Origin of the sequence: Frigoribacterium sp. 9N (assembly GCF_902506305.1) — a bacterium.
Taxonomy (GTDB): Bacteria; Actinomycetota; Actinomycetes; order Actinomycetales; family Microbacteriaceae; genus Frigoribacterium.
In genome coordinates this window covers 1,798,703-1,820,537 of sequence record NZ_LR733392.1, presented here as the reverse complement: position 1 = coordinate 1,820,537, position 21,835 = coordinate 1,798,703, and the positions used below count along the sequence as shown (strand labels likewise).

19 protein-coding genes and 1 tRNA gene are annotated in these 21,835 nt (G+C 71.7%); 13 read left to right on the top strand and 7 right to left on the bottom strand.

Annotated features, from left to right (window positions below):
- The first annotated feature begins 165 nt into the window (after positions 1-165).
- Positions 166-3,933 (top strand): AAA family ATPase, encoded by a 3,768-nt coding sequence (locus ARTHRO9V_RS11535; RefSeq protein ID WP_159827284.1) that lies wholly within the window; start codon positions 166-168, stop codon positions 3,931-3,933.
- Positions 3,930-4,145: a hypothetical protein gene (locus ARTHRO9V_RS11530; protein WP_056048999.1), complete on the top strand. Its 216-nt coding sequence runs from the start codon at positions 3,930-3,932 to the stop codon at positions 4,143-4,145. Before ARTHRO9V_RS11535 ends, ARTHRO9V_RS11530 begins: the two co-directional genes overlap by 4 nt.
- Before the next feature lie 133 nt (positions 4,146-4,278).
- On the opposite strand, the gene mscL is transcribed toward ARTHRO9V_RS11530, so the two are convergent.
- The 3 genes from mscL to ARTHRO9V_RS11515 all read right to left on the bottom strand — a co-directional run bounded on the left by mscL (position 4,279) and on the right by ARTHRO9V_RS11515 (position 5,888).
- On the bottom strand, positions 4,279-4,773 hold the full coding sequence (gene mscL, locus ARTHRO9V_RS11525; RefSeq protein ID WP_056049319.1) for a large conductance mechanosensitive channel protein MscL: 495 nt from the start codon (positions 4,771-4,773) through the stop codon (positions 4,279-4,281).
- 93 nt (positions 4,774-4,866) lie between these two features.
- Positions 4,867-5,283: an FmdB family zinc ribbon protein gene (locus tag ARTHRO9V_RS11520; RefSeq protein ID WP_082460604.1), complete on the bottom strand. Its 417-nt coding sequence runs from the start codon at positions 5,281-5,283 to the stop codon at positions 4,867-4,869.
- A 26-nt stretch (positions 5,284-5,309) separates the two neighbouring features.
- On the bottom strand, positions 5,310-5,888 hold the full coding sequence (locus tag ARTHRO9V_RS11515; RefSeq protein WP_159827281.1) for a 5-formyltetrahydrofolate cyclo-ligase: 579 nt from the start codon (positions 5,886-5,888) through the stop codon (positions 5,310-5,312).
- Positions 5,889-5,936: 48 nt separating this feature from the next.
- On the opposite strand from ARTHRO9V_RS11515, the gene galU reads away from it, so the two are divergent.
- The 7 genes from galU (at position 5,937) to ARTHRO9V_RS11480 (ending at position 11,996) form a co-directional block, all read left to right on the top strand.
- Positions 5,937-6,851: a UTP--glucose-1-phosphate uridylyltransferase GalU gene (gene galU, locus ARTHRO9V_RS11510; protein ID WP_369794403.1), complete on the top strand. Its 915-nt coding sequence runs from the start codon at positions 5,937-5,939 to the stop codon at positions 6,849-6,851.
- 16 nt (positions 6,852-6,867) lie between these two features.
- The gene (locus ARTHRO9V_RS11505) at positions 6,868-7,515 is read left to right on the top strand and encodes a GNAT family N-acetyltransferase (RefSeq protein ID WP_056048986.1); all 648 of its coding nucleotides are present in this window, start codon (positions 6,868-6,870) and stop codon (positions 7,513-7,515) included.
- Between the two features lie 114 nt (positions 7,516-7,629).
- Entirely contained in the window at positions 7,630-8,679 is a 1,050-nt protein-coding gene (locus tag ARTHRO9V_RS11500; RefSeq protein ID WP_159827278.1) for a hypothetical protein, read from the top strand.
- A 67-nt stretch (positions 8,680-8,746) separates the two neighbouring features.
- A tRNA-Ala gene (locus ARTHRO9V_RS11495) sits at positions 8,747-8,822 on the top strand.
- Between the two features lie 126 nt (positions 8,823-8,948).
- Complete coding sequence (locus ARTHRO9V_RS11490) at positions 8,949-9,152, top strand: hypothetical protein (protein ID WP_159827275.1); 204 nt, start codon at positions 8,949-8,951, stop codon at positions 9,150-9,152.
- A 130-nt stretch (positions 9,153-9,282) separates the two neighbouring features.
- Positions 9,283-10,287, top strand: coding sequence for a DUF4190 domain-containing protein (locus ARTHRO9V_RS11485; protein WP_159827272.1), 1,005 nt, complete (start codon positions 9,283-9,285; stop codon positions 10,285-10,287).
- A 110-nt stretch (positions 10,288-10,397) separates the two neighbouring features.
- A complete protein-coding gene (locus ARTHRO9V_RS11480) occupies positions 10,398-11,996 on the top strand; it encodes a methyltransferase (RefSeq protein WP_201298935.1) in 1,599 nt (532 codons plus the stop codon).
- Between the two features lie 60 nt (positions 11,997-12,056).
- On the opposite strand, the gene ARTHRO9V_RS11475 is transcribed toward ARTHRO9V_RS11480, so the two are convergent.
- Entirely contained in the window at positions 12,057-12,647 is a 591-nt protein-coding gene (locus ARTHRO9V_RS11475) for a TetR/AcrR family transcriptional regulator (RefSeq protein ID WP_199736366.1), read from the bottom strand.
- Positions 12,648-12,724: 77 nt separating this feature from the next.
- On the opposite strand from ARTHRO9V_RS11475, the gene ARTHRO9V_RS11470 reads away from it, so the two are divergent.
- Positions 12,725-15,238, top strand: coding sequence for a beta-glucosidase (locus ARTHRO9V_RS11470; protein WP_159827269.1), 2,514 nt, complete (start codon positions 12,725-12,727; stop codon positions 15,236-15,238).
- Positions 15,239-15,316: 78 nt separating this feature from the next.
- Here ARTHRO9V_RS11470 and ARTHRO9V_RS11465 read toward each other — a convergent pair whose 3' ends face one another.
- The gene (locus tag ARTHRO9V_RS11465) at positions 15,317-16,219 is read right to left on the bottom strand and encodes an NAD(P)-dependent oxidoreductase (protein WP_159827266.1); all 903 of its coding nucleotides are present in this window, start codon (positions 16,217-16,219) and stop codon (positions 15,317-15,319) included.
- A gap of 236 nt (positions 16,220-16,455) precedes the next feature.
- On the opposite strand from ARTHRO9V_RS11465, the gene ARTHRO9V_RS11460 reads away from it, so the two are divergent.
- Complete coding sequence (locus ARTHRO9V_RS11460; protein WP_056048970.1) at positions 16,456-16,638, top strand: hypothetical protein; 183 nt, start codon at positions 16,456-16,458, stop codon at positions 16,636-16,638.
- A 21-nt stretch (positions 16,639-16,659) separates the two neighbouring features.
- On the opposite strand, the gene ARTHRO9V_RS11455 is transcribed toward ARTHRO9V_RS11460, so the two are convergent.
- Positions 16,660-17,157 (bottom strand): flavin reductase family protein, encoded by a 498-nt coding sequence (locus ARTHRO9V_RS11455; protein ID WP_159827263.1) that lies wholly within the window; start codon positions 17,155-17,157, stop codon positions 16,660-16,662.
- Between the two features lie 497 nt (positions 17,158-17,654).
- On the opposite strand from ARTHRO9V_RS11455, the gene ARTHRO9V_RS11450 reads away from it, so the two are divergent.
- On the top strand, positions 17,655-20,225 hold the full coding sequence (locus ARTHRO9V_RS11450) for an RNA helicase (RefSeq protein ID WP_082460602.1): 2,571 nt from the start codon (positions 17,655-17,657) through the stop codon (positions 20,223-20,225).
- 69 nt (positions 20,226-20,294) lie between these two features.
- Entirely contained in the window at positions 20,295-21,056 is a 762-nt protein-coding gene (locus ARTHRO9V_RS11445) for an SDR family NAD(P)-dependent oxidoreductase (RefSeq protein WP_043596555.1), read from the top strand.
- A gap of 138 nt (positions 21,057-21,194) precedes the next feature.
- Here ARTHRO9V_RS11445 and ARTHRO9V_RS11440 read toward each other — a convergent pair whose 3' ends face one another.
- Positions 21,195-21,728: a ribonuclease H gene (locus ARTHRO9V_RS11440; RefSeq protein WP_159827260.1), complete on the bottom strand. Its 534-nt coding sequence runs from the start codon at positions 21,726-21,728 to the stop codon at positions 21,195-21,197.
- Positions 21,729-21,835: the final 107 nt, after the last annotated feature.

The following is a 21,835-nucleotide window of genomic DNA, read 5'->3' as shown; positions in this document are numbered from 1 at the left end:
TAACCGATCATGTCGCGCATGTTGACGGATGGTGTAACACGACCGTCGATGGGCGTCAGGTGTCGCCGATGCGACCGCCGCCGCCGGGGTGGCGCCCCACGGCGACTCGCGGCGGAACCGCCCGTCCTCCGGGAGTTGTCGAGGCGGACCGCTTAAGGTGTCAGGGTGTGGCGAGCCGACAGACAGCATGACAACGACGACGACGAGAACGACTCCGTCGCCGTCCCGACCGGCGCGCCCACGGGCGTGATCACACCCCACGCCGTCAGCCTCGGGCACCCGGGGCAGTCCCTGGGCAACGTGGCCGAGCCCGTCTGGAACACCTGGCGCGAGTCCCTCCGCCGGGTGGGCGGCCCCTCCACGCTGCTGCACTTCGGCGACTCGCAGCGGTCCCGCATCGAGCTGAGCACGACCCACCCCGGTGGCCTCGCGCAGTTCATCACGGGCAAGACGACCCTGCTCTCCAGCCTGATCCGCGACGACCTCGCCCTGCGCACGGCCCGTGCCGCGGCCGGTGAGATCGCCGCCAAGGGGCTCGAGCTGAGCACGGTCCGTGGCATCGACGCCGTCCACCTGGCCATCGGCGTCGCCGCCTGGTCCTTCGCCGGAGAAGACTTCCGGGCGCCCGTGTTGCTGCGGCCGTTGGCGATCCGTCGCCACGGGCGTGACTTCGAGGTCAAGCTGCTCGGCGAGCCCTTCCTCAACCCGGCGTTGGTCGACGCGCTGCACGACCAGTTCGGCATCACGCTCGACGCCGAGTCCTTCGTCTCCCTCGCCAGCCGAGAGGGGTCGTTCACGCCCAACCCGGTCATCGACCGGCTCCGTGGGCTGACCGCCCACCTCGAGTGGTTCACGGTGCAGCCCCGCCTGGTCGTCTCGACCTTCACCGAGGTCTCGACCGAGATGGCCCTCGACGCCCGCGAGCTGGGGCACCCGGTGCTCGACGCGCTCGCCGGCAACCCGATGGCCATCCGTCAGGTCGAGGAGGCCTACCGCCCGACGACCGCCACCCCGCAGGACGAGCGCAGTCCCGAGACCGACACCCTGCTGCTCGACGCCGATCCCGAGCAAGAGAACGTCGTGGCCCAGATCGCCGCCGGCAACTCGGTCGTCGTCAAGACCCTGCCGGGCACCGGTGGCACGCAGACCATCGTCAACGCCGTCGGTCGTCTCGTGTCGCAGAACAAGCGCGTCCTCGTGGTCAGCGCCCGCCGGGCGACCCTGCGCGGCATCACCAGCCGTCTCGCCGAGGTCGGCCTGCCGGGCGTCGCCGTCAGCCCGACCACGCTGCGTCGTGACGTGATCCGGTCGATCTCCCGCAACGAGAAGGCCACCCACCCGCAGATGGGTGAGGTCGACGACGCCCTCGTGCGCCTCCGCAAGGTGCTCGTCGACTACCGCGGCGCCCTCAGCCGCCGGGACCCCGAACTCGGCGTCTCGGTGCTCGACTGCCTCACCGAGCTCTCGCGGCTGGCCCTGCTGCCCGCGGCCCCGGCGACCACCGCCCGCCTCAGCCGACGCAGCATCGCCGCCATGGTCGACGGTCGTGGCCGCGTCGCCGAGACGATGGTCGGTGCCGCCAACCTGGGCGAGTTCAAGTACGGCCCGGGCGACTCGCCCTGGTACGGCGCGCGCTTCACCGAGAGCGTCGGGGCCGGTGACGCGCACCAGCTCGCCAAGAACCTCCACCACCGCGACCTGCCGCGTCTGCTCGAGCGCGCCGAAGAGGTGATCGGCAGCACGCGCATGCGCCCGTTCGAGAGCGTCGCCGAGCTCGGCGTCTACCTGCGCCTGCTCACCGAGATCCGCGACACCCTCGACAAGTTCATGCCCGTCGTGTTCGACCGCTCGGTCGCCGAGCTCGTCGCCGCGACGGCGCCGAAGCGCGAGGCACCCGACATGTCGAGCGCCAACCGCCGTCGGCTCAAGAAGCTCGCCCGCGAGTACGTGCGACCCGGCGTCCACATCGCCGACCTGCACGGTGCGCTGCAGCGCATCCAGCAGCAACGCGTCGTCTGGCAGCGCTACGTGTCGGCGGGCACCCCGCCCGAGGTGCCGACGGGCATCGCCGACACGCACGTGCTGCACCAGCAGGTGTCGCAAGACCTCGAGCGCCTCGACGGCCCCCTCGGCCTGACGGGTGACGATGGGCTCACCGAGATCGGCATCGTCGAGTTGCAGCAACGACTCGAGGCCCTCGCCGCCGAGAGCGACGTCCTGCAGAACCTCCAAGAGCGCACCGAGCTCATGACGACCCTGCGCGACCTCGAACTGACCCCGCTCATCACCGACCTGGCCAACCGCCACGTGCCGGAGCACCAGGTCGCGGCCGAACTCGAGCTCGCCTGGTGGCGCTCGGCGCTGGAGTCGCTGCTCGAGGCCGACCGGGCCCTGCTCGGCGCCAACACCGCGATGCTCGACCGACTCGAGGCCGACTTCCGCCTCGTCGACGAGGCCCACGCCGCGGGCAGCGCCCAGTTGCTCGCGTGGCTCCTGGCCGAGAACTGGAAGATCGGGTTGGTGGACTGGCCCGACGAGGCGTCGGCGCTCAAGGGCCTGCTGCGTCAGGGCCACCTGACCGCTCGCCTGCTGCACGACGCGGCCCCGCACCTGTCGCGCGCCATCGCTCCCGTCTGGGTCGCGTCGCCGTACGAGGTCCACACCATCGCCGACACCGTGCCGTTCGACACGGTCGTGCTCGTCGACGCCGGGGCCACGACCCTGGCCGAGAACGTCGGGGCGATCCGTCGGGGCAAGCAGACGGTCGCGTTCGGCGACCCCGTGACCCAGACCCCGTCCGAGTTCGACATCGGCGTCGTGCCGGGCAAGCCGCCCGTCGACGCGGACGAAGAAGCCCTGGCCGCGTCGCACTCCGAGAGCGCCCTGGCGCGCCTCGCGACCCTGCTGCCCACGCTCTCCCTCACGCGCAGCTACCGTGCCGGCGGAGAAGACCTCGCCGAACTCGTCAACCGTCGTTTCTACGGCGGACGCATCGAGTCCCTTCCCTGGGCGGGCAGCTTCCTCGGCCACGGCAGCATCGCGCTCGACTACGTCTCGGGCGGCACCGCCGTCCCCGATCCCGAGTCCGGCGCCGTCGAGAGCGTCGACGCCGAGGTCGACCGCGTCGTGTCCCTCGTCCTCGAACACGCCCGCACGCGCCCGAGCGAGTCGCTCATGGTGTTGACGGCGTCGGCCAAGCACGCCATCCGCGTCCAGCAGGCCGTGTTGACCGCCGTCTCGGGGCACAAGGACCTGACCGAGTTCGTCGTGGGCGACCGCAGCGAGCCGTTCATGATCGCCACCCTCGAGCAGAGCGTCGCGCAGAGCCGCGACCACGTCGTGTTCTCGATCGGCTACGGCCGCACCCCGCACGGCCGTGTGCTCAGCGACTTCGGGCCGCTCGGCCAGCCGGGTGGCGAGCGCCTGCTGGCCGTGGCCATGACGCGTGCGCGTCGCTCGATGGTCATCGTCACCTGCTTCCAGCCGGGTGACATCGACTCGAGTCGCATGGGCCACGGAACGGTCGCGCTCAGCGAGATCCTCACGGAGGTGCAGGCCAGGACGTCAGCCGAGCACGTCCCCGACGACAGCGAGCCCATGCTCGTCGACCTGGCCCGCCGGCTCGAGGTCAAGGGCATCCCCGTCGCGCTCGGGCACCGGGGCAAGCTCGGTCTCGTCGCCGCGCACGACGGCGTCTGCGTCACGATCGAGACCGACACGACGCTCTCGCGCACCAGCCTGCGCGAGTCGCTGCGCTCGCGTCCCGAGGTGCTGCGGCGGCTCGGCTGGCACTACATCCGCGTGCACGCGTTCCAGCTCTTCACCGATCCCGACGCCGTCGCCGAGCGCGTCGCCGAGGTGCTCGGCATCGGTGACTCGCACACGCACGAGGTGCCGGCCCTGTCGGCCAGCCAGCACGTCAACCGTCGATGACCGCAGGAGGCGCGGCGTCCGAGGGCGACGCCCCTCACGCCCTCGAGGCGGCCGAGCCGAGCCCCCTGGTGGTGCGTCGGCGGTCCGGGCGTCGCGTGAGCACCGACCCGGTGCCGGGCAGCGACCCCACGCCCGCTCCCGAACCCGCTCGGCAGGGGTCGAGTGAGAACGACCAGCGACTGCGCGCCGACGTCCCGCCGCACTGGGGCTGAGTCGGCCTCGGGCGGCGACGCACGCCCGACGTCGGCATGAACCACGAATGCGACGATGAACCCCGATTCCGGGGGGTTCATCGTCGCATTCGTGGTTCACGGGCGGTCGTTGCCCGGGGGAGCCGCCGGGGCGTCAGCGGCTGCCGAGCGGACCGTTCTCGCTGTGGGGGTCGCGCGACTCGAGCACGGGTGCGGCGTGGGAGCCGCCGCCGACGGCGGGTGCGGCCTGCGCACGCAGCAGGTCGCGGATCTCGCTGAGCAGTTCGACATCGGTCGGCGGGACGTCGGCGGGGGTCTCCTCCGCCTTCTGCTTGGCGAAGGTGCGCTTGAGCAGGTTGTTGACCGGCAGCACGAGCACGAAGTAGACGACGGCCGCGATGATCAGGAACTGGATCGCGGACCCGATGACGGCGCCGAACTTGAGCTGGGCTTCGCCGCCGGCGAGCGTCGGGATCGTGACGATGAGCGCCTCGTCGAGCATGGTCGCGTTGAACGCGGCCCCGATCAGCGGGTTGAACACGTTGGTCACGAGCGACGTCACGATGGCGGTGAAGGCCGCACCGATGACGACCGCGACGGCGAGGTCGATGACGTTGCCGCGCAGGATGAACTCTTTGAAACCCTTCACGGGCGACTCCTTCTGATCGGACGAGATGAGATTCTCGACGTCAAGCAAACCACGGAGGCGCGCTCGGGTGGCCCCGCCGGTCGCCGCGGCCGGTCAGGACGAGCTGGACGAGCCGCCCGAGGAGCTCGAACCGGACGAGCTCGAGCCGGACGAGCCGGAGCCGGACGAGCCGGAGCCCGACGAGCCGCTGCCGGACGAGGACGAACCCGACCCGCTGCCCGAGGCGCCCGACGAGGACGAGCCGCTCGCGCCTCCTGAGCTCTTGTCGGACGAGCCGGACGACGATCCCTTCTCGCCGGAGCCGCCCGACGAGCCCGAGCCCGACGTGCCCTTCGAACGCGAGTCGGTGCGGTAGAAGCCCGACCCGTTGAAGGTCACGCCGACGGGGCTGAACACCTTGCGGAGCTTGCCCTGGCAGACCGGGCAGACCGTCAGCGTGTCGTCGGTGAACGACTGGACGATGTCGAAGGCGTTGTCGCACTCAGTGCAGCGGTAGGAGTAGGTGGGCACGAAGGCGCTCCTGAAGGAAGGCGAGTCTAGAACTCGTGGATGCCGGAGGGGGTGACGACGCCGTCGACGGGTTGGTCGTGCCGCTCTCGGGGCACCGACTCGACGTACTCGGGGTCGAACACCACAGCATAGACGGGCGGACGACGCTCCATCGAGCCGAGGGTCTTGTCGAAGTAGCCCCGGCCCCAGCCCATGCGCATGCCGCCGTGGTCGATGGACGCCGCGGGCACGACGATCAGGTCGACGTCGTTGACCGCCATCGGGCTGAGCGCCTCGCCGACGGGCTCGGGCAGGTCGAAGAGGCCCCGGGTCTCGCTCTCGCCGTCGCCCACCGCCCAGTCGAGCAGGCCGTCGGCCCGCGTGATCGGGAACAGCACGCGGACGTCGTTCGCGAAGGCCCAGTTCAGGAACGGACGCGTGTTCGGCTCGACGTCGGTCGACAGGTAGGCCGCGATCGAGCGCACCGACAGGCCCGTCGCGAGGTCGGTGAGGTGCCGCGTGATGCCCTCGGTGGCCTGGTCCCTCTCGTGCGCACCCAGGGTGCGACGCTTCTGGCGGATCTCGGCTCGCAGGGCGCGTTTGGCGTTGCCGACGTCGTCAGTCATGACGACGAGCTTAACCGTCCGACTATTAACCTCCGCGAAACGTCGGGGATGGATACGCTGACCCGCATGGGCTTCACGATTTCTAAAGCAGTCATTCCCGCCGCGGGCCTGGGGACACGATTCCTGCCCGCCACGAAAGCAATGCCGAAGGAGATGCTGCCGGTCGTCGACAAGCCGGCGATCCAGTACGTCGTCGAGGAGGCCGTCAACGCCGGCCTCACCGACGTGCTGATGATCACGGGACGCAACAAGAACGCGCTCGAGAACCACTTCGACCACGTCAGCGAGCTCGAGGAGACGCTGAAGAAGAAGGGTGACCACGACAAGCTCGCCAAGGTCAACCAGTCGACCGACCTCGCCGACATGCACTACGTGCGCCAGGGCGACCCGCTCGGCCTCGGCCACGCGGTGCTCCGCGCCAAGATGCACGTCGGTCGCGAGCCGTTCGCCGTGCTGCTCGGTGACGACATCATCGACGCACGCGACCCGCTGCTGACGCGCATGGTCGAGGTGCAGGGGCAGAAGAACGCCACCGTCATCGCCCTCCTCGAGGTCGACCCCTCGCAGACCCACCTCTACGGCATCGCCACGGTCGAGAAGACAGACGAGGACGACGTCGTCAAGGTCACGGGCCTCGTCGAGAAGCCGGCCCAGGGCGAGTCGCCCTCGAACCTGGCCATCATCGGCCGCTACGTCATCCGCCCCGAGGTCTTCGACGTCCTCGAGAAGCAGGAGCCGGGCAAGGGTGGCGAGATCCAGCTGACCGACGCCCTCATGAAGATGGCCGGTGCCGAGGAGTGGACCGGCGGCGTGTACGGCGTCGTCTTCCGTGGCCGTCGGTACGACACCGGCGACAAGCTCGACTACATCAAGGCCATCGTCCAGCTCGCGTCCGACCGCGAGGACATCGGTGGCGAGCTGCGCCCGTGGCTGCAAGAGTTCACCGCCGGGCTCGAGAAGTAAGCAGGCGACTCGTTCCGTGACGAACATCCCCACGCTGACGGAGGGGGCGGTGACCATCCGCCCCCTCCGTCTCCGTGACACCCGCGACCTCGACCAGGCCCTGATGGAGAACCGGTCGTGGCTGCGGCAGTGGGAGGCCACCAACCCGAACGGCTTCACCAGCCACGACGTGCGCGGCAGCATCCGCTCGTTGCAGACGAACGCCCGGGCCGGGCTCGGTCTGCCGTTCGCGATCGAGCTCGACGGCCGGTTCGTCGGCCAGCTGAACGTCTCGGGCATCGCCTACGGCTCGCTCGGTTCGGCCACCATCGGCTACTGGGTGACCCAGGCCGCGGCGGGCCACAACGCGACGCCGATCGCGGTGGCCCTCGCGACCGACCACTGCTTCCGGGCACTGGGGCTCCACCGCATGGAGATCTGCATCCGGCCCGAGAACGCCCCCAGCCTGCGCGTCGTCGAGAAGCTGGGCTTCCGTTACGAGGGTCTGCGGCGGCGGTACATCCACATCAACGGTTCGTGGCGCGACCACTTCTGCTTCGCGCTGGTCGCCGAAGAGGTCCCCGAAGGCGTCCTGCGTCGCTGGACCACGGGCACCGTGCCGGTCGGGCAGGGCAGCGTGCCCGCCGACGCCCTCGCCGAGGCGGGGCGCGCGCTGCCGCTCTAGCGACTCCGCCCCCGGGGGCGCTCGTCGGGTCGCGAGGCACATCCGTGCCGCGACACGCGGACACACCTGTCGATCAGCGGCCTCCGGGGCCCGCCCGCTCATACCTTGGTCACCATGAACATCGAGTCGTGGGGTGGAGGCGTCGTCCTCGCTCTCGTCGCCGCGCTCTGGCTCGTCTACCTCGTGCCCACCTGGCAGCGCCGACGCGAGTACCTCGCGACCGAACGCAACGCCGTGCGGCTGCAGCAGACCCTGCGCATCCTCGCCCAGACGGCCGAGGTCCCCGACGAGGTGCGCATCGAGGCGAACGCCCGCTCGGTCGCCGACGCGCAGAAGATCCTGCGACACGAGGAGGCGCGGCGCGAGGCCCTGAGGCGTGCGCACGAGGCGGCGCGGCAGCGTGCCGTCACCCGTGAGCTCGCCGCGGCCGCCCCCGTGTTGCGTGCCGCCGACCGCGACCCGGCCCTCGCCGCCCGTCGGCTCCGACGCTCACGCCTGGTCTCGACCGTGGTGCTCGCCGTCAGCGTCGTCGCCGTCGTCGGCGGCGTCGCCGCGGGCCTGACGTCGTCGTGGGTGCTCGTCGTCGCCGGCCTCGTCTTCGGCGCCGGCGCGGTCGCGATGCTGACCCAGCTCGCCGCCGTGTCGCGGGCGCGCGCCCGCCGGGCGGTCGTCGCCCCCGTCGCGCAGCCGCTCAAGGACTTCTCCGGCGTCATGGGCGACGGCGTCGTCATCCGCGACGAGCAGGCCTCGGCCGAGTCGCGCCTGTGGACCCCCGTGCCCGTCCCGAAGCCCCTCTACCTGCGGCGCGGCCGCCAGCGCCCCGTCCCCGACGCGTCGGTGGACGCCGCGTCGGCCGACGCGGCGGCCGAGCTGCAGCGGGACTCCCGTCGCTCGGTCGAGTCCCTCCGGTCGGCCCAACACGACGCCCTGCGCGAGGCCGCCCGGGCCGAGGCCGCGCTGCAGTCGACGCGACGGGCGTCGGTGGCCCGCACCGCGCCTCCTGCACCCGTCGCGGCTCCCGCCGTCCCCGCCGAGGAGGCGCGGGTCGAGCCGGTCGCGCCCCCTCGCCCCCCGAGTCGCTTCGCCCGCATGGGCATCATCGACGACCTGCCGCAGTCGGACTTCTCGCTCGACGAGGCCCTGCAGCGTCGCCGCGCCGTCTGACCCGCGGAGCGCCCGGCCCGGGTTCATCCGGGTGTCGACGAGGTGCTATCGTGGCAGAGCAGTTTCTGGGGCTATGGCGCAGTTGGTAGCGCGTCTCGTTCGCAATGAGAAGGTCAGGGGTTCGAATCCCCTTAGCTCCACCACATCAGGCCCGGGTCGATCACGACCCGGGCCTTCCTCATGCCGGCGCCGCCGTCGTCGGCCCGAGCGACCTGATGGATCCGCTGTGAGCGGGTGCGGCGGGCCGAGGGCGGTCGTAGCATCCGGGCATGTCACTCGCAGTCATCATCGTGCAGCACGACGAACACGACCACCCGGTCTGGTACCTGCAGTACTCGTACGCCCGCGCCCTGCCCGGCGCGCCGGCCCGGGGGCCGTACCACTCCCGATCCGAGGCCGAGGAGGCGCTGCGCCACCTGCGCGACGCCGCCCACATGTACGGCGAGTTCGAGATCTCGGTGCTGCCGGCCTGACCACCCCGATTCGGCGCATGACCGCCGAGAGGTTGCGGAGGGTGAATCAATTACGACAGATCGGTAACGAAAACCGGTCGCGCAGCCTGTTCGACCCTCGGGGACGTCGAGATCACGACATGCTTGCCTGATGAGCACTCCGCAGCCGCCCTACGGCTCGTCCGACGAGCCCCGTGACCCTCGCGACGAGAACGGACGCGGCGACCAGACGCCTCCGCCGTCGGCACCCCAGCCCCCGCAGCCGGCCTACGGCACGACGCCCCCGCCGAGTGCTCCCCAGCCCGCCTACGGAGCCCCGCAGCAGCCCTACGGCGGGCAGCCGCAGGGCGACCGCTCGCAGCAGCCCTACGGCGGACAGCCGCAGCAGCCGTACGGCGGCCAGCAGCAGCCCTACGGTGGCGCCCCGACCGGCGCTCCCGCCTACGGTCAGGCCCCGCAGTCGCCGCAGGGCGGCAACGGCCTGGGCATCGCCTCGATCGTCGTCGGCGGCGTCGGACTGCTGCTGTCGTTCGTCGGGTTCGGCGTGATCCCTGCGATCGTCGGCCTCGTGCTCGGCATCATCGCGCTCGTGAAGAAGAAGGGTGCGCGCATGCTCGCCCTGATCGGCACGATCGTGTCGGGGCTGGGCGTCCTGATCGGCATCGCCGTCGTGATCTTCGGTGTCATCGTCGGGCTCGCCTCCGTCCAGGCCATCAACGAGTCCCTGCCCACGAGCGGCTCGATCGACTCGGGTGACACCGGGACGGCCGACGGCGACGCCTCGGCCGAGAACAACGCCTTCGGCGACACCTTCACCTACGACGACGGCATCGCCCTTACCGTCTCGGCCCCCGAGGCGTACACGCCCGGCGAGTACTCGAGCGGCGCCGACCAGGCGGCCTCCGTGGTCTTCACCGTGACGATCGAGAACGGCACCGACGCCAACTTCGACCCGATGCCCTACGAGACGGCCACCTCGGGCGGCGTCGAGGCCAGCAAGGTCTACGACTCCGACATCGAGAGCTCGCCCACGACGGTCGTCCCGGCCGGCCAGTCCATCTCGTACCGAATCGTGTTCTCGGTGGCCGACGCCGACCAGATCGTGTTCCAGATGTCCCCGTCGTTCGACTACGACGACGTGGTGTTCACCAGCTGACGCGTTCCGCGTCCACCGGCCCGTGTCGGGCGGAGCCCCCGTCGTCCGCGACGGGGGCTCCGTGGCGTCCGGGGCGACCGGTGTCGCGCCTCCTGCACCATGATGGTCGGGTGCCTCCGACGACCCCGACCGATGCCCCGACGCCCCACCTCTCGACCGATCCCGAGCTGCTCGCGCGGCTGAGGGCCGACCTGGCGTCGTCCGGGTTCACGGTCGAGCGGCTGCAGGGTGCCGACGCGTGGGGCTCGCACGCCGGGGCCGCACTCTTCCGCGGCGAGCGGGTCGCGGCCCGTCGTGCCCTCGCCCGCAGCGCGGCTCGCGACGAGTCCGTGCGTCCGGCCGCCACCCTCGCGTCGCTCTTCGTGCTCGGCTACCCGCAGGCCGTCGAGGCGGTGGCCGGTGCCCTGCCGACCCTGGGCGCCGAGGGCGCGGTCGCCCTCGGGCTCGTCGCGAGGGAGGGCGACTCGGTCCGTGCGCTCGTCGACCTCCGTCCGTACGCCTTCGTCGACGCCTCGGGCGAGGCGAGCTGGTGGATCGCCTCCGACCTCGGCGAGCTCGTCGTCGAGGGGGCGCTGCGCGAGGACCACGTGCTCGGCGTCGGGGGAGCCTCGGCGACGCTCGCCGGCCTGATGATCTCGCGCCAGGTCGACCGGGCGCTCGACCTCGGCACCGGCTGCGGCATCCAGGCGCTGCACGCGGCCCGGCACGCGCGACACGTCGTGGCCACCGACATCTCGCAGCGCGCCCTCGACTACGCGGCGTTCAACGCCGCGCTCAACCTGGTCGACGGCATCGAGCTGAGGCTGGGCAGCCTGTTCGAGCCCGTCGCCGGCGAGACCTTCGACCACATCGTCTCGAATCCGCCCTTCGTCATCACGCCCCGGGCCGAGGGCGTGCCCGAGTACGAGTACCGCGACGGCGGCATGGTCGGCGACGACCTGGTCGCCTCGGTCGTCGAGGGCCTCGGGCGCCACCTCGCGCCGGGCGGCATCGCGCAGCTGCTGGGCAACTGGGAGTCCGGAGGCGCGGGTGCGGTCGCCGGCAAGAGGGGCGCGTACTCGGTCGCCGACTGGGCGGCCCGGGGTGGCGTGCCCGTCGACGTCTGGGTCGTCGAGCGCGAGGTGCAGGACCCGACCGCGTACTCCGAGACCTGGATCCGCGACGGCGGCACCCGACCCGGTTCCGCGGACTTCGAGCGCCTGTACGAGGCGTGGCTCGGCGACTTCGAGGCCCGGGGGGTCGTCGAGGTCGGGTTCGGCTACCTGACGGTGCGTCGGCCCGCAGGCGACGCGAGCCTGCCCGTGGTGCGCACGGAGCGCCTCCTCGGCGGTCTCGGCCAGAACGACGTGGGACTCGGTGCCCACCTGCTCGGCACGCTCGACGCGATCGACCTGCTGCGCGACCTCGACGACGAGCAGCTGGCCGCGCGTCGGCTGGTCGTCGCGGGCGACGTCGCCGAGGAGCGCCACTACTGGCCGGGCAACGACGACCCCACGGTCATCTCGTTGCGGCAGGGCGGCGGCTTCGCCCGCACGGTCGACTCGGGCACGGCCCTGTCGGCCCTGGTCGGTGCCTGCGACGGCGAGCTCAGCGTCGGGGCGATCGCCGGTGCCCTGGCCCAGCTGCTCGGGGCCGACGAGGCCGCTCTGCGGGCGGAGCTGCTGCCCCAGGTCCGCGAACTGGTGACGACGGGCATGCTGCGGGCCTGAGCCGGACGGGCGTGTCCCGTCCCGGGCTCGGGAGACGTGCCGGGCGCCGGCCGGACGGGGTCAGCCGGGGGTCGTCACCGTCGCCAGCGCGAGGCGCCAGACGAGCTCGACGTGCTCGGCCATGTCGGTGGCGGGGTCGAGCATCCACTGGATCTGCATGCCGTCGCTGACCGCGAGCAGGACGGTCGCGAGGCGGGTGGGGTCGACGCCCGCCGGCACCTCGCCCCGTCGCTGTCGGGCGGTGATCGCCTCGGCGACCTGGGCGCGGATCGACGCGTAGCGCTCGACGAAGTACGCGTGGGCGGCATGGCTCGGGTCGCTCGTCGCGGCCGTCGACATGCTGGCGAACAGCTGGACCAGCCCGGGCACGTCGGCGTTGTGCCGGATGACGGTGATCAACTGCTCGACGATGTCCGCCTGCGGGTCGGCGAGGGCGAGGTCGACCTCGTCGCGTCGACGCAGGATGGCCGTGAAGAGTTCGTCCTTGCTGTCGAAGTAGTGCAGCAGCCCGGCCTGGCTGAGGCCGACCGAGTCGGCGAGCTCCCGGACCGACGTGCCGCGGAAGCCGTTGCGGGAGACCACCTCGAGCGCCGTGTCGAGGATCTCCGTGCGCTTGGCCACACCCTTCGCGTACGAACCCCGTTGTGCCATGCGGTCAGGCTAGCGCGACCGTCGGCGGTCGGGCCCGAAACCCACCGTCACTCGGTTTTCGCTGGTAGCGTCACGTCATGACCCTCCACCACGACGGCGACGCGGCCGACGACCAGATCCGAGACGACCAGATCCGAGACGACCAGGCCCGGGACGACCAGGCCCGACTGACCGAGTTGCTCGGGCGACTCACGCTCGACGAGAAGGTGCAGCTGCTCACCGGCCGCGACTTCTGGACGACCCACCCGAACGAGAAGATCGGCCTGCGGCGCATCCTTGTCAGCGACGGCCCCAGCGGGGTGCGCGGCGAGGTGTGGGACGAACGCTCGCCATCCCTGAACCTGCCCAGCGCCTCCTCGTTGTCGTCGTCCTGGGACCCCGACCTGGCCCGTCGTTACGGTGCCGCGGCCGCCGTCGAGGCCCGCCGCAAGGGCGTCGACGTCGTGCTCGGCCCGACCATCAACCTGCACCGGTCGCCCCTCGGCGGTCGGCACTTCGAGGCGTTCAGCGAGGACCCGGTGCTCACCGCCGAGCTCGCCGCTGCGTACGTCCACGGCGTGCAGGACAACGGCGTCGGCGCGACCCCCAAGCACTACGTCGCCAACGACTACGAGACGGACCGCTTCACCGCGAGCACCGTGGTGAGCGACCGGGCCCTGCGCGAGCTCTACCTGCTGGCGTTCGAGAAGGCCGTCACCGAGGCCAACGCCTGGCTGGTCATGTCGTCGTACAACTCGATCAACGGCGTGACCGCGACCGAGAACGAACTGCTCGAGACGCCGCTGAACAGCGAGTGGGGCTTCGACGGCGTCGTGGTCAGCGACTGGACCGGCGTGCGGAGCGTCGAGAGCGCGAAGCACTCGCAAGACCTCGTGATGCCCGGCCCGGACGGTCCCTGGGGCGACGCGCTCGTCGCCGCCGTGCGGGCGGGAGAGGTGCCGGAGGCCTCGATCGACCGCAAGGTGCTGCGCCTGTTGCAGCTCGCCGCCCGCGTCGGAGCCCTCGCCGGCTTCGAGCCGGTCGCCGCGACGCCGACCACGGTCGAGGACGGGATCGCCTTCGTCCGCGAGGCCGCGGCCGCCGGCACCGTCCTGGCCCACGACCGGGGAGGCGCGGTGCCGGTCGACCCCGCGACCGTCCGGTCCGTCGCCGTCGTCGGCCACAACGCGCGGTTCGCGCGGACCCAGGGCGGCGGCAGCGCCACCGTGCTGCCCGAGAAGGTCGTCACGCCCGTCGAGGGCATCGAGCAGGCCTTCCCCGACGCGACCGTGACCTACTCGGTCGGCGCCGTCGTGCAAGAGGGCGTGGCCGAGCTGCCCCTCGACCGCATCACCAATCCCGAGACGGGCGAACCCGGCGTCCGTGTGTCGTTCCGCTCGGGCGACGACGAGCTGTTCTCGGAGGACCGTCGGGCCACCGCGCTCGTCTGGTTCGGTGGCGACGCCCCCATCGAGCGCAGCGACACGGTGCGTTTCTCGACCCGCTACACGCCGGAGGTCACGGGCGAGATCCTGCTCGGCGTGGCCTCGGTCGGCCACTCGGTCATCCGCGTCGACGGCGAGGTCGTGCTCGACGGCACGAGCGAGGCCGTCGGCGACGACCTCGGCGCGGCGTTCCTCGCACCGCCGTCGCAGTCGGCGGCCGTGGCGGTCGTCGAGGGGCGACCGATCGACGTCGTCATCGACCACACCATCGGGGCGAGCGCACTCGGCGGAGCCCTGAGCTACACCTTCGGCATCGAGCCCGACGACGCCGACCCGTCCGGGCTGATCGACGAGGCCGTCGCGGCCGCGGCGGCCGCCGACCTGACGATCGTCGTGGTGGGCACGAACAGCAAGGTCGAGTCCGAGGGCTTCGACCGCACCTCGCTCGACCTGCCCGGCCGCCAGGACGAGCTCGTCTCGCGCGTGGCGGCGGCCGCCGCGACGACCGTCGTGGTCGTCAACGCGGGATCGCCGGTGACGATGCCGTGGCGTGACGAGGTCGACGCCCTGTTCCTCACCTGGTTCGGAGGTCAGGAGTACGGCCACGCGCTCGGCGACGTCCTCACCGGTGCCGTCGAGCCCGGCGGCCGTCTGCCCACGACGTGGCCCGCCACGCAGGCGGACGTGCCCGTGATCGACGTCACCCCCGTCGACGGCGAGGTGGTCTACGACGAGGGCATCCACGTCGGCTACCGCGCCTGGCTGAAGGCCGGCACGACCCCGGCCTACCCGTTCGGGCACGGCCTCGGCTACACGACCTGGTCGCTCTCAGGCCTCGACGTGACCTCGACGGTGAGCGCAGGAGGCGCGGTGCAGGTGGCCGTCGACGTCACCAACACCGGCGCCCGCGAGGGCAAGCACGTGGTCCAGGTCTACGCCTCGCGCCCCGACTCCGTGGTCGACCGTCCGGTGCGGTGGCTCGTCGGGTTCGCGCCCGTCGTGGTGCCGGTCGGGGGGACGAGCCGTGTCGAGGTGACCGTCCCGGCCCGGGCGTTCGCCGACTGGCGCGACGGGTCCTGGGCCCACGAGCCGGGCGCCTTCACGGTGCACGTCGGGTCGTCCGTCGCCGAGCTGCCGCTCGAGGCGACGGTCGTGCTCGAGGGGTGAGGCGCGCCGCGTGACGCGACCCGCGCCTCCTGGTCCGTCGGATCAGGAGGCGCGGGTCGTCGGTGCGCGGAGCGGGCGTCAGCCGCGGTGGTTGCCCGTGCGCTCGCCCCACTCGCGCCACGAGTACTCGGGCACGAAGCCGAGCAGGTCGCGGGCCTTGTCGCTGCTGAGCAGCGGCTCGACGCCCTCGATCGCCCGACGCTTCTCGACCTGCGGCCAGTACTGCTCGGCGAGCACGGCCGTCGGCGTGTTCATCACGGTGTCGGACGCGGCGATGATGAACGCCTCGAAGCCGACGAGGTCGCTCTCGAGCGCCTTGCGCACGGCCTGGGCGCCGTCGCGGGCGTCGATGTACGAGAACAGGTTGAAGGTGCGCTTCTCGGGGGTCTCGTCGAAGGGGTACTCCGAGTAGTCGCCATCGTCCATCACGTTCGAGAAGCGCAGGCCGATCAGCTTGAGCTGACGGTCCCAGCGCGTGAAGTGCCGCGCCATCTCCTCCTCGACGGCCTTGCCCAGCGAGTACGAGGACTCGGGGCGCACGGCGTACTCCTCGTCGAGCGGCAGGTACGGCGGATCGATGTCGAACGGGATGCCGAGCAGGGTCTCGCTCGAGGCCCAGACGACGTTGCGGATCTTCGCGGCACGGGCGGCCGCGAACACGTTGTAGCTCGACGTCACGTTGTTCGTGAAGAGGGCGGCGTTCGGCACCAGGCCGGGGGCCGGGATGGCGCCGAGGTGCACGACGGCGTCGATGTGGTCGTACCGGTCGTCCACGCTCGTGAGCGCCTGGGCGACCTGGCCGTAGTCGGTCAGGTCGACCTTGACGAAGACGACGCCCTCGACGGGGTCGGGGCTGGGGACGCGGTCGAGCAGGACGACCTCGTAGCCGTGGCCGGCGAGGTCGCGGACGACGGCGCGGCCGAGCTTGCCGCTGCCGCCGGTGACGGCGACTCGGGTGGTGGGGGTGCGGGGAGACGACATCGTCGGCCCTTTCTGCCGGACGCCCGGCGGGTCTGGGGGTGCGCGGATCGGGCTCCGCGCCTCCGTCGTTTCTACTAGCCGGCGGGCCTCCGTGGTCGGGCGCGGCGGGTCGGGCCGACTCCGTCCCGACGCCCGGGAGGCGCGGCGGGGGTCCGCATCCGCTGGGAGCCGTGTCGGACGTGCCGGGTAGCTTCGGCCTGACCGGGGTCGACCGTCGGCCCCCGAGAGAGGCCCTCATGAGCACGCCCACGAACCCCGCGAACCACGACGCCGACGAGCGCACCGACCCGGCGGCCGTGCACGGCGACAGCCCCGAGGAGGTCGAGCTGAACGGCGAGTCCCCGGCCGACGAGGCCGCCGTCGAAGGCGCCGTCGACCAGGTCGACGGGCTCCTCGGCGGCCCGGGACGCGTCGCCTGAGCCGTCGGGCCGGTCGACGCGTCAGCCGATCGGCTGCAGCGAGTGGAAGGCGGTGCCGTGGTAGACGAGCGGCGCCGCCGTGTCGTCGACCCGGGCGCCGAGCACCTGCAGGATGACCACGACGTGGTCGCCGGCGGGCACCTCGCGGTGCACCACGCACTCGAGCCGCAGCGGGGTGCCCGACACCAGGACGGCCCCGTCGTCGGTGACGACGTGGTCGACGTCGGCGAACCGGGCGGCGCGCGTGCGCGACGAGAGCTGACGACAGAGCAGGCCCTGGTCGGCGGCGAGCACCGAGACGCCGAGGCGCGGCGCCGTGCGCAGGCGGGCCCAGGTCGCCGAGTCCTGACGTGCGGAGAACGTCACCATCGGCGGGTCGAACGAGGCCCCGACCGTGAAGCTCGAGACGACCATGCCGTCCGGGCCGTCGACCCCGGTGGCGGCGAGCGCGGCGACCCCGCTCGGGAAGGCGGCGAACGCCGAGCGTTCGACCGGGTCGAGCGACGTGGTGCGGGTCATCGGGGCTCCCGTCGAGAGATGTGAACCAGTTGGTTCATCGCGACGTTAGCCGTCCGGTGTTTCATCCGGATTACGAGGTGTTCCAATCACCTGGAAGTCACCCACCACCTCGGGCATCGTCCGAGGTACGGTGTAGTGCGCTCACCGGCTGGTTACCGGGGCGCCCGTTCCCGTCAAGCGGCCGACGAACGCAGCGTGGTCTCCTGATCCGACTTCGTGAGGTCCTCGGCCGTGGGTCCGGTGGGCACGCCCTGGTCCGAGCTCCGCTCGTCGACCGGGGCGTGCCCTCTTCTCGTCCCGGAGGTCGTCGCGGACCGCGCGTCCTCGGGGTCGCGAGTCGCGCCTCCTCGTGATTTACTTGAGTCCCCCTCACCTCGTGGAGGTTCAGGGCACGAGGCGGGGGACCGGTCGCGGGAGCGTCGTCGCGCTCCCGCGGCCGGACGACCCGTCCGTGGTCGTCGCCCTCGGACCGGTGGATGGTGCAGGGTTGACTCATCATGTCGCCCGCTCCCGTCGCCCCCCTCGCCGCCCTGCTCCCCTCGACGCCGGGCGCCGACTCGTACGACGCCGACGCGGCGTACACGGCCTTCGCCGAGTGGGCCGAGTCGCGGGGGCTGCCCCTCTACCCGGCCCAGGACGAAGCGATGATGGAGCTCGTCGGAGGCGCGTCGGTGATCCTCAGCACGCCGACCGGCACGGGCAAGTCGCTCGTCGCGGCCGGCGCCCACTTCGTCGCCCTGAGCCAGGGCGGGCGGTCGTACTACACGGCCCCGATCAAGGCCCTGGTCAGCGAGAAGTTCTTCGCGTTGGTCGAGCTCTTCGGGCCCGAGAACGTCGGCATGGTGACCGGCGACTCGTCGGTGAACTCCGACGCGCCGATCATCTGCTGCACGGCCGAGATCCTCGCGAACCTGGCCCTGCGGCACGGGGCCGACGCCGCCGTCGACCAGGTCGTGATGGACGAGTTCCACTTCTACGGCGACCAGTCGCGCGGGTGGGCCTGGCAGGTGCCGCTGTTGCTGCTGCCGCGTGCGCAGTTCCTGCTGATGTCCGCGACGCTGGGTGACGTCACCCGCATCACCGACGACCTCGCGCGGCGCACCGGTCGGCCCGTGGCGCGGGTCACGGGTGTCGAGCGTCCCGTGCCGTTGCACTACTTCTACGCGCAGACGCCCGTGCAGGAGACGGTCGAAGAACTGCTCTCGACCGGCGAGGCGCCCGTCTACGTCGTGCACTTCTCCCAGGCCGCGGCGCTCGAGCGGGCGCAGGCGCTGTCGAGCATCAAGGTCGCCAGCCGCGAGCAGCGCGACGAGATCGCCGAACTGATCGGCGGCTTCCGGTTCAGCACCGGGTTCGGCAAGACCCTCAACCGCCTGGTGCGGTCGGGCATCGGCGTGCACCACGCGGGCATGCTGCCCAAGTACCGTCGCCTCGTCGAGCAACTGGCGCAACGCGGCCTGCTGCGGGTCATCTGCGGCACGGACACGCTCGGCGTCGGCATCAACGTGCCGATCCGCACGGTGTTGCTGACGGCGCTGACCAAGTTCGACGGCACCCGCATGCGCCAGGTCAGCGCGCGAGAGTTCCACCAGATCGCCGGGCGGGCCGGTCGCGCGGGCTACGACACCTCGGGTACGGTCACGCTGCAGGCGCCCGAGCACGAGATCGACAACCTCAAGCAGATCGAGCGGGCGGGCGACGACCCGAAGAAGAAGCGCAAGATCGTCCGCAAGAAGGCGCCCGACGGCTTCGTGTCCTGGGGCGAACCCAGCTTCACCAAGCTCATCGCCGCCGAGCCGGAGGCCCTGACCTCGCACATGCAGGTCACCCACGCCATGCTGCTCAACGTCATCGGGCGCGGCGGCGACGTCTTCGCCAACGTGCGCTCGCTGGTCTTCGACAACCACGAGCCCCTCGCCAAGCAGTACGCCATGGCCCGGCAGGCCATCTCGATCTACCGCACGCTGCGCACCGCCGAGGTCGTCGTACAAGAGGCCTCGCCCGACGGAGGCGCCCCGACCATCCGCCTGACCGTCGACCTGCAGGCCAACTTCGCCCTGAACCAGCCGTTGTCGCCCTTCGCCCTGGCGACCTTCGAGGTGCTCGACGTCGAGTCGCCCACCTACGCCCTCGACATGGTGTCCGTGGTCGAGGCCACCCTCGACGACCCCCGGCCGATCCTGTCGCAGCAGCAGTTCAAGGCCCGCGGCGAGGCCGTCGCCGCGATGAAGTCCGAGGGCATCGAGTACGACCAGCGCATGGAACTCCTCGAAGAGGTCACCTGGCCCAAGCCGCTCGACGAGTTGCTGACCGCCCTGTTCGAGACGTACGCGGCCTCGCAGCCCTGGATCGGCGACTTCGCGCTCAGCCCCAAGTCGGTCGTGCGCGACCTGTACGAGCGCGCCATGACGTTCGGCGACTTCGTGGCCTTCTACGGGTTGGCCCGCTCCGAGGGGCTCGTGCTGCGCTACCTGTCCGACGCCTTCCGTGCGTTGCGGCAGACGGTGCCGGACGAGGCGAAGACCGACGAGCTGGTCGACGTCATCGAGTGGCTCGGCGAACTCGTCCGGCAGGTCGACTCCAGCCTGCTCGACGAGTGGGAAGAGATGGTGAACCCGAGCGAGCTCGAGGCCCACGACGAGATCGTGCCCCCGACGCTCCGCAACCTCACCGCCAACGCGCGGGCCTTCCGGATCATGGTGCGCAACGAGCTGTTCCGTCGCGTCGAACTCGCCGCCCGCGACGACGCGGACGCCCTCGGGGCCCTCGACGCGGGCTCGGGCTGGGACGCCGACCGCTGGGGCGAGGCCCTCGACCGGTACTACGACGAGTACGACTCCATCGGCACGGACGCCGCGGCCCGGGGCCCACAGATGCTCCAGGTGGAGCAACTGCCCACGGTGTGGCGGGTACGGCAGATCCTCGCCGACCCCGAGGGCGACCACGACTTCGGCATCTCGGCCGTGGTCGACCTCGCCTCGAGCGACGAGCGAGGCGAGGCCGTCGTGACCGTCACGGCCGTCGGGCCGGCCTCCGAGCGGAGCCGACCGTCACCCGTCGAGGGGTAATCTCGTAGGGTCGCGCCCCACCCCGGCAGCCGACCAGCTCCACCCGCGTTCCACCACGAAGAGGTCGCCATGTCTCGTCTGTCCGGCAAAGTCGCCATCGTCACCGGGGCAGCCTCGGGCATCGGCGAGGCGATCGTCCGTCGGTTCGCCGACGAGGGGGCCCGGGTCGTCGCGACCGACATCGTCGACGGGGCGGCCGTGGCCGCCGAGACGGGGGCCGAGTTCGTGCAGCACGACGTCGCCAACGGCGGCGACTGGAAGCGCGTCATGGACCGCATCGCCGAGCACTACGGCCGACTCGACGTGCTGGTCAACAACGCCGGCATCGTCTCGGGTCAGTCGATCGACGTCACCCAGCTCGAGAGCTGGAACCGCGTCTTCGCGGTCAACGTCACCGGCGTCATGCTCGGCACGCGCTTCGCCATCGAGCAGATGCGCGCGAACCCCGACGGCGAGGGCGGGTCGATCATCAACCTGGCTCCGGCGACGTCCTTCCTCGGCTTCGGTGACGACGCGGCCTACACGGCGAGCAAGCACGCGCTGGTCGGGCTCACCCGGTCGAGTGCCGCACACGCCGCCCAGGAGGGCTGGAACATCCGCATCAACTCGCTCCACCCCGGCCCGACCGACACCGCCCTGTTCCGCCGTCAGGTCGAGGCCCAGCCGCAGGTGCTCGACGCGTTCCGCGCGATGAGCCCGCGGGGTCGACTCGCCAAGCCCGACGAGGTCGCCGGGCTCGCCCTGCACCTCGCGAGCGACGACTCGGCCTTCTCGACCGGCGCCCAGTTCGTCGTCGACGGCGGGCTGTCGAGCACGCACCCCTCGATGTAGCCGGGCTGCGCTGCGCTGCGCTGCTTGCCTCGCGCGGTGCGGCACCGCGATTCGTGCACGGCACCGCGTCTAGATCAGGTGCGGTGCACGATTCGCGGTGCGGCGCGGCGCGGTGCAGTGCGGTGCGGGCGGGGCGGGTCAGAAGAGCGTCGCCGGAGGCGCGGACGGGGTCGCCGGCGCCGCGATCGGGTCGGTCGTGGCGACCGGTGCCCCCGGCCAGCCGGGCCCGGACGGCACGTCGGTGCGGTTCTGGAACGCCGTGGCCGCGCCCCGGGCCCGCACGTCGGCCGCCTCGTTCATCTCGTGGCCGACGTGGCCGCGGACCCACTCGAAGCGCACCTTCCGCCCGGCCAGGGCGGCGTCGAGCTCCTTGAGGATCTCGACGTTGAGCACGGGCTTGCCGTCGGCCTTCCGCCAGCCCTTGCGCTTCCAGCCGGGCATCCACTCGGTGCAGGCCTTGATCGTGTACTGGCTGTCGCACAGGATGTGCAGGTCGTCGTCGGTGCCGGCCGTGGCGCGCAGCAGCTCGAGCACGGCGGTGAGCTCGCCCTGGTTGTTGGTGGCACGCGGCCAACCGCCGGCCGCCCACCGCTCGTCGTCGACGTACCAGGCCCATCCGGCGGGGCCGGGGTTGCCGAGGGCCGATCCGTCTGCTGCGGCGGTGATGGTCATGCGGGGTGCTCCTTGCGTCGACGGGTTGCCGGTCCACGGTAACGTGCCGGGCGCGACCGACCGGACCCGCGCCTCCTGCGGGGGTGTCGGCGATCGCCCGGTGGGGT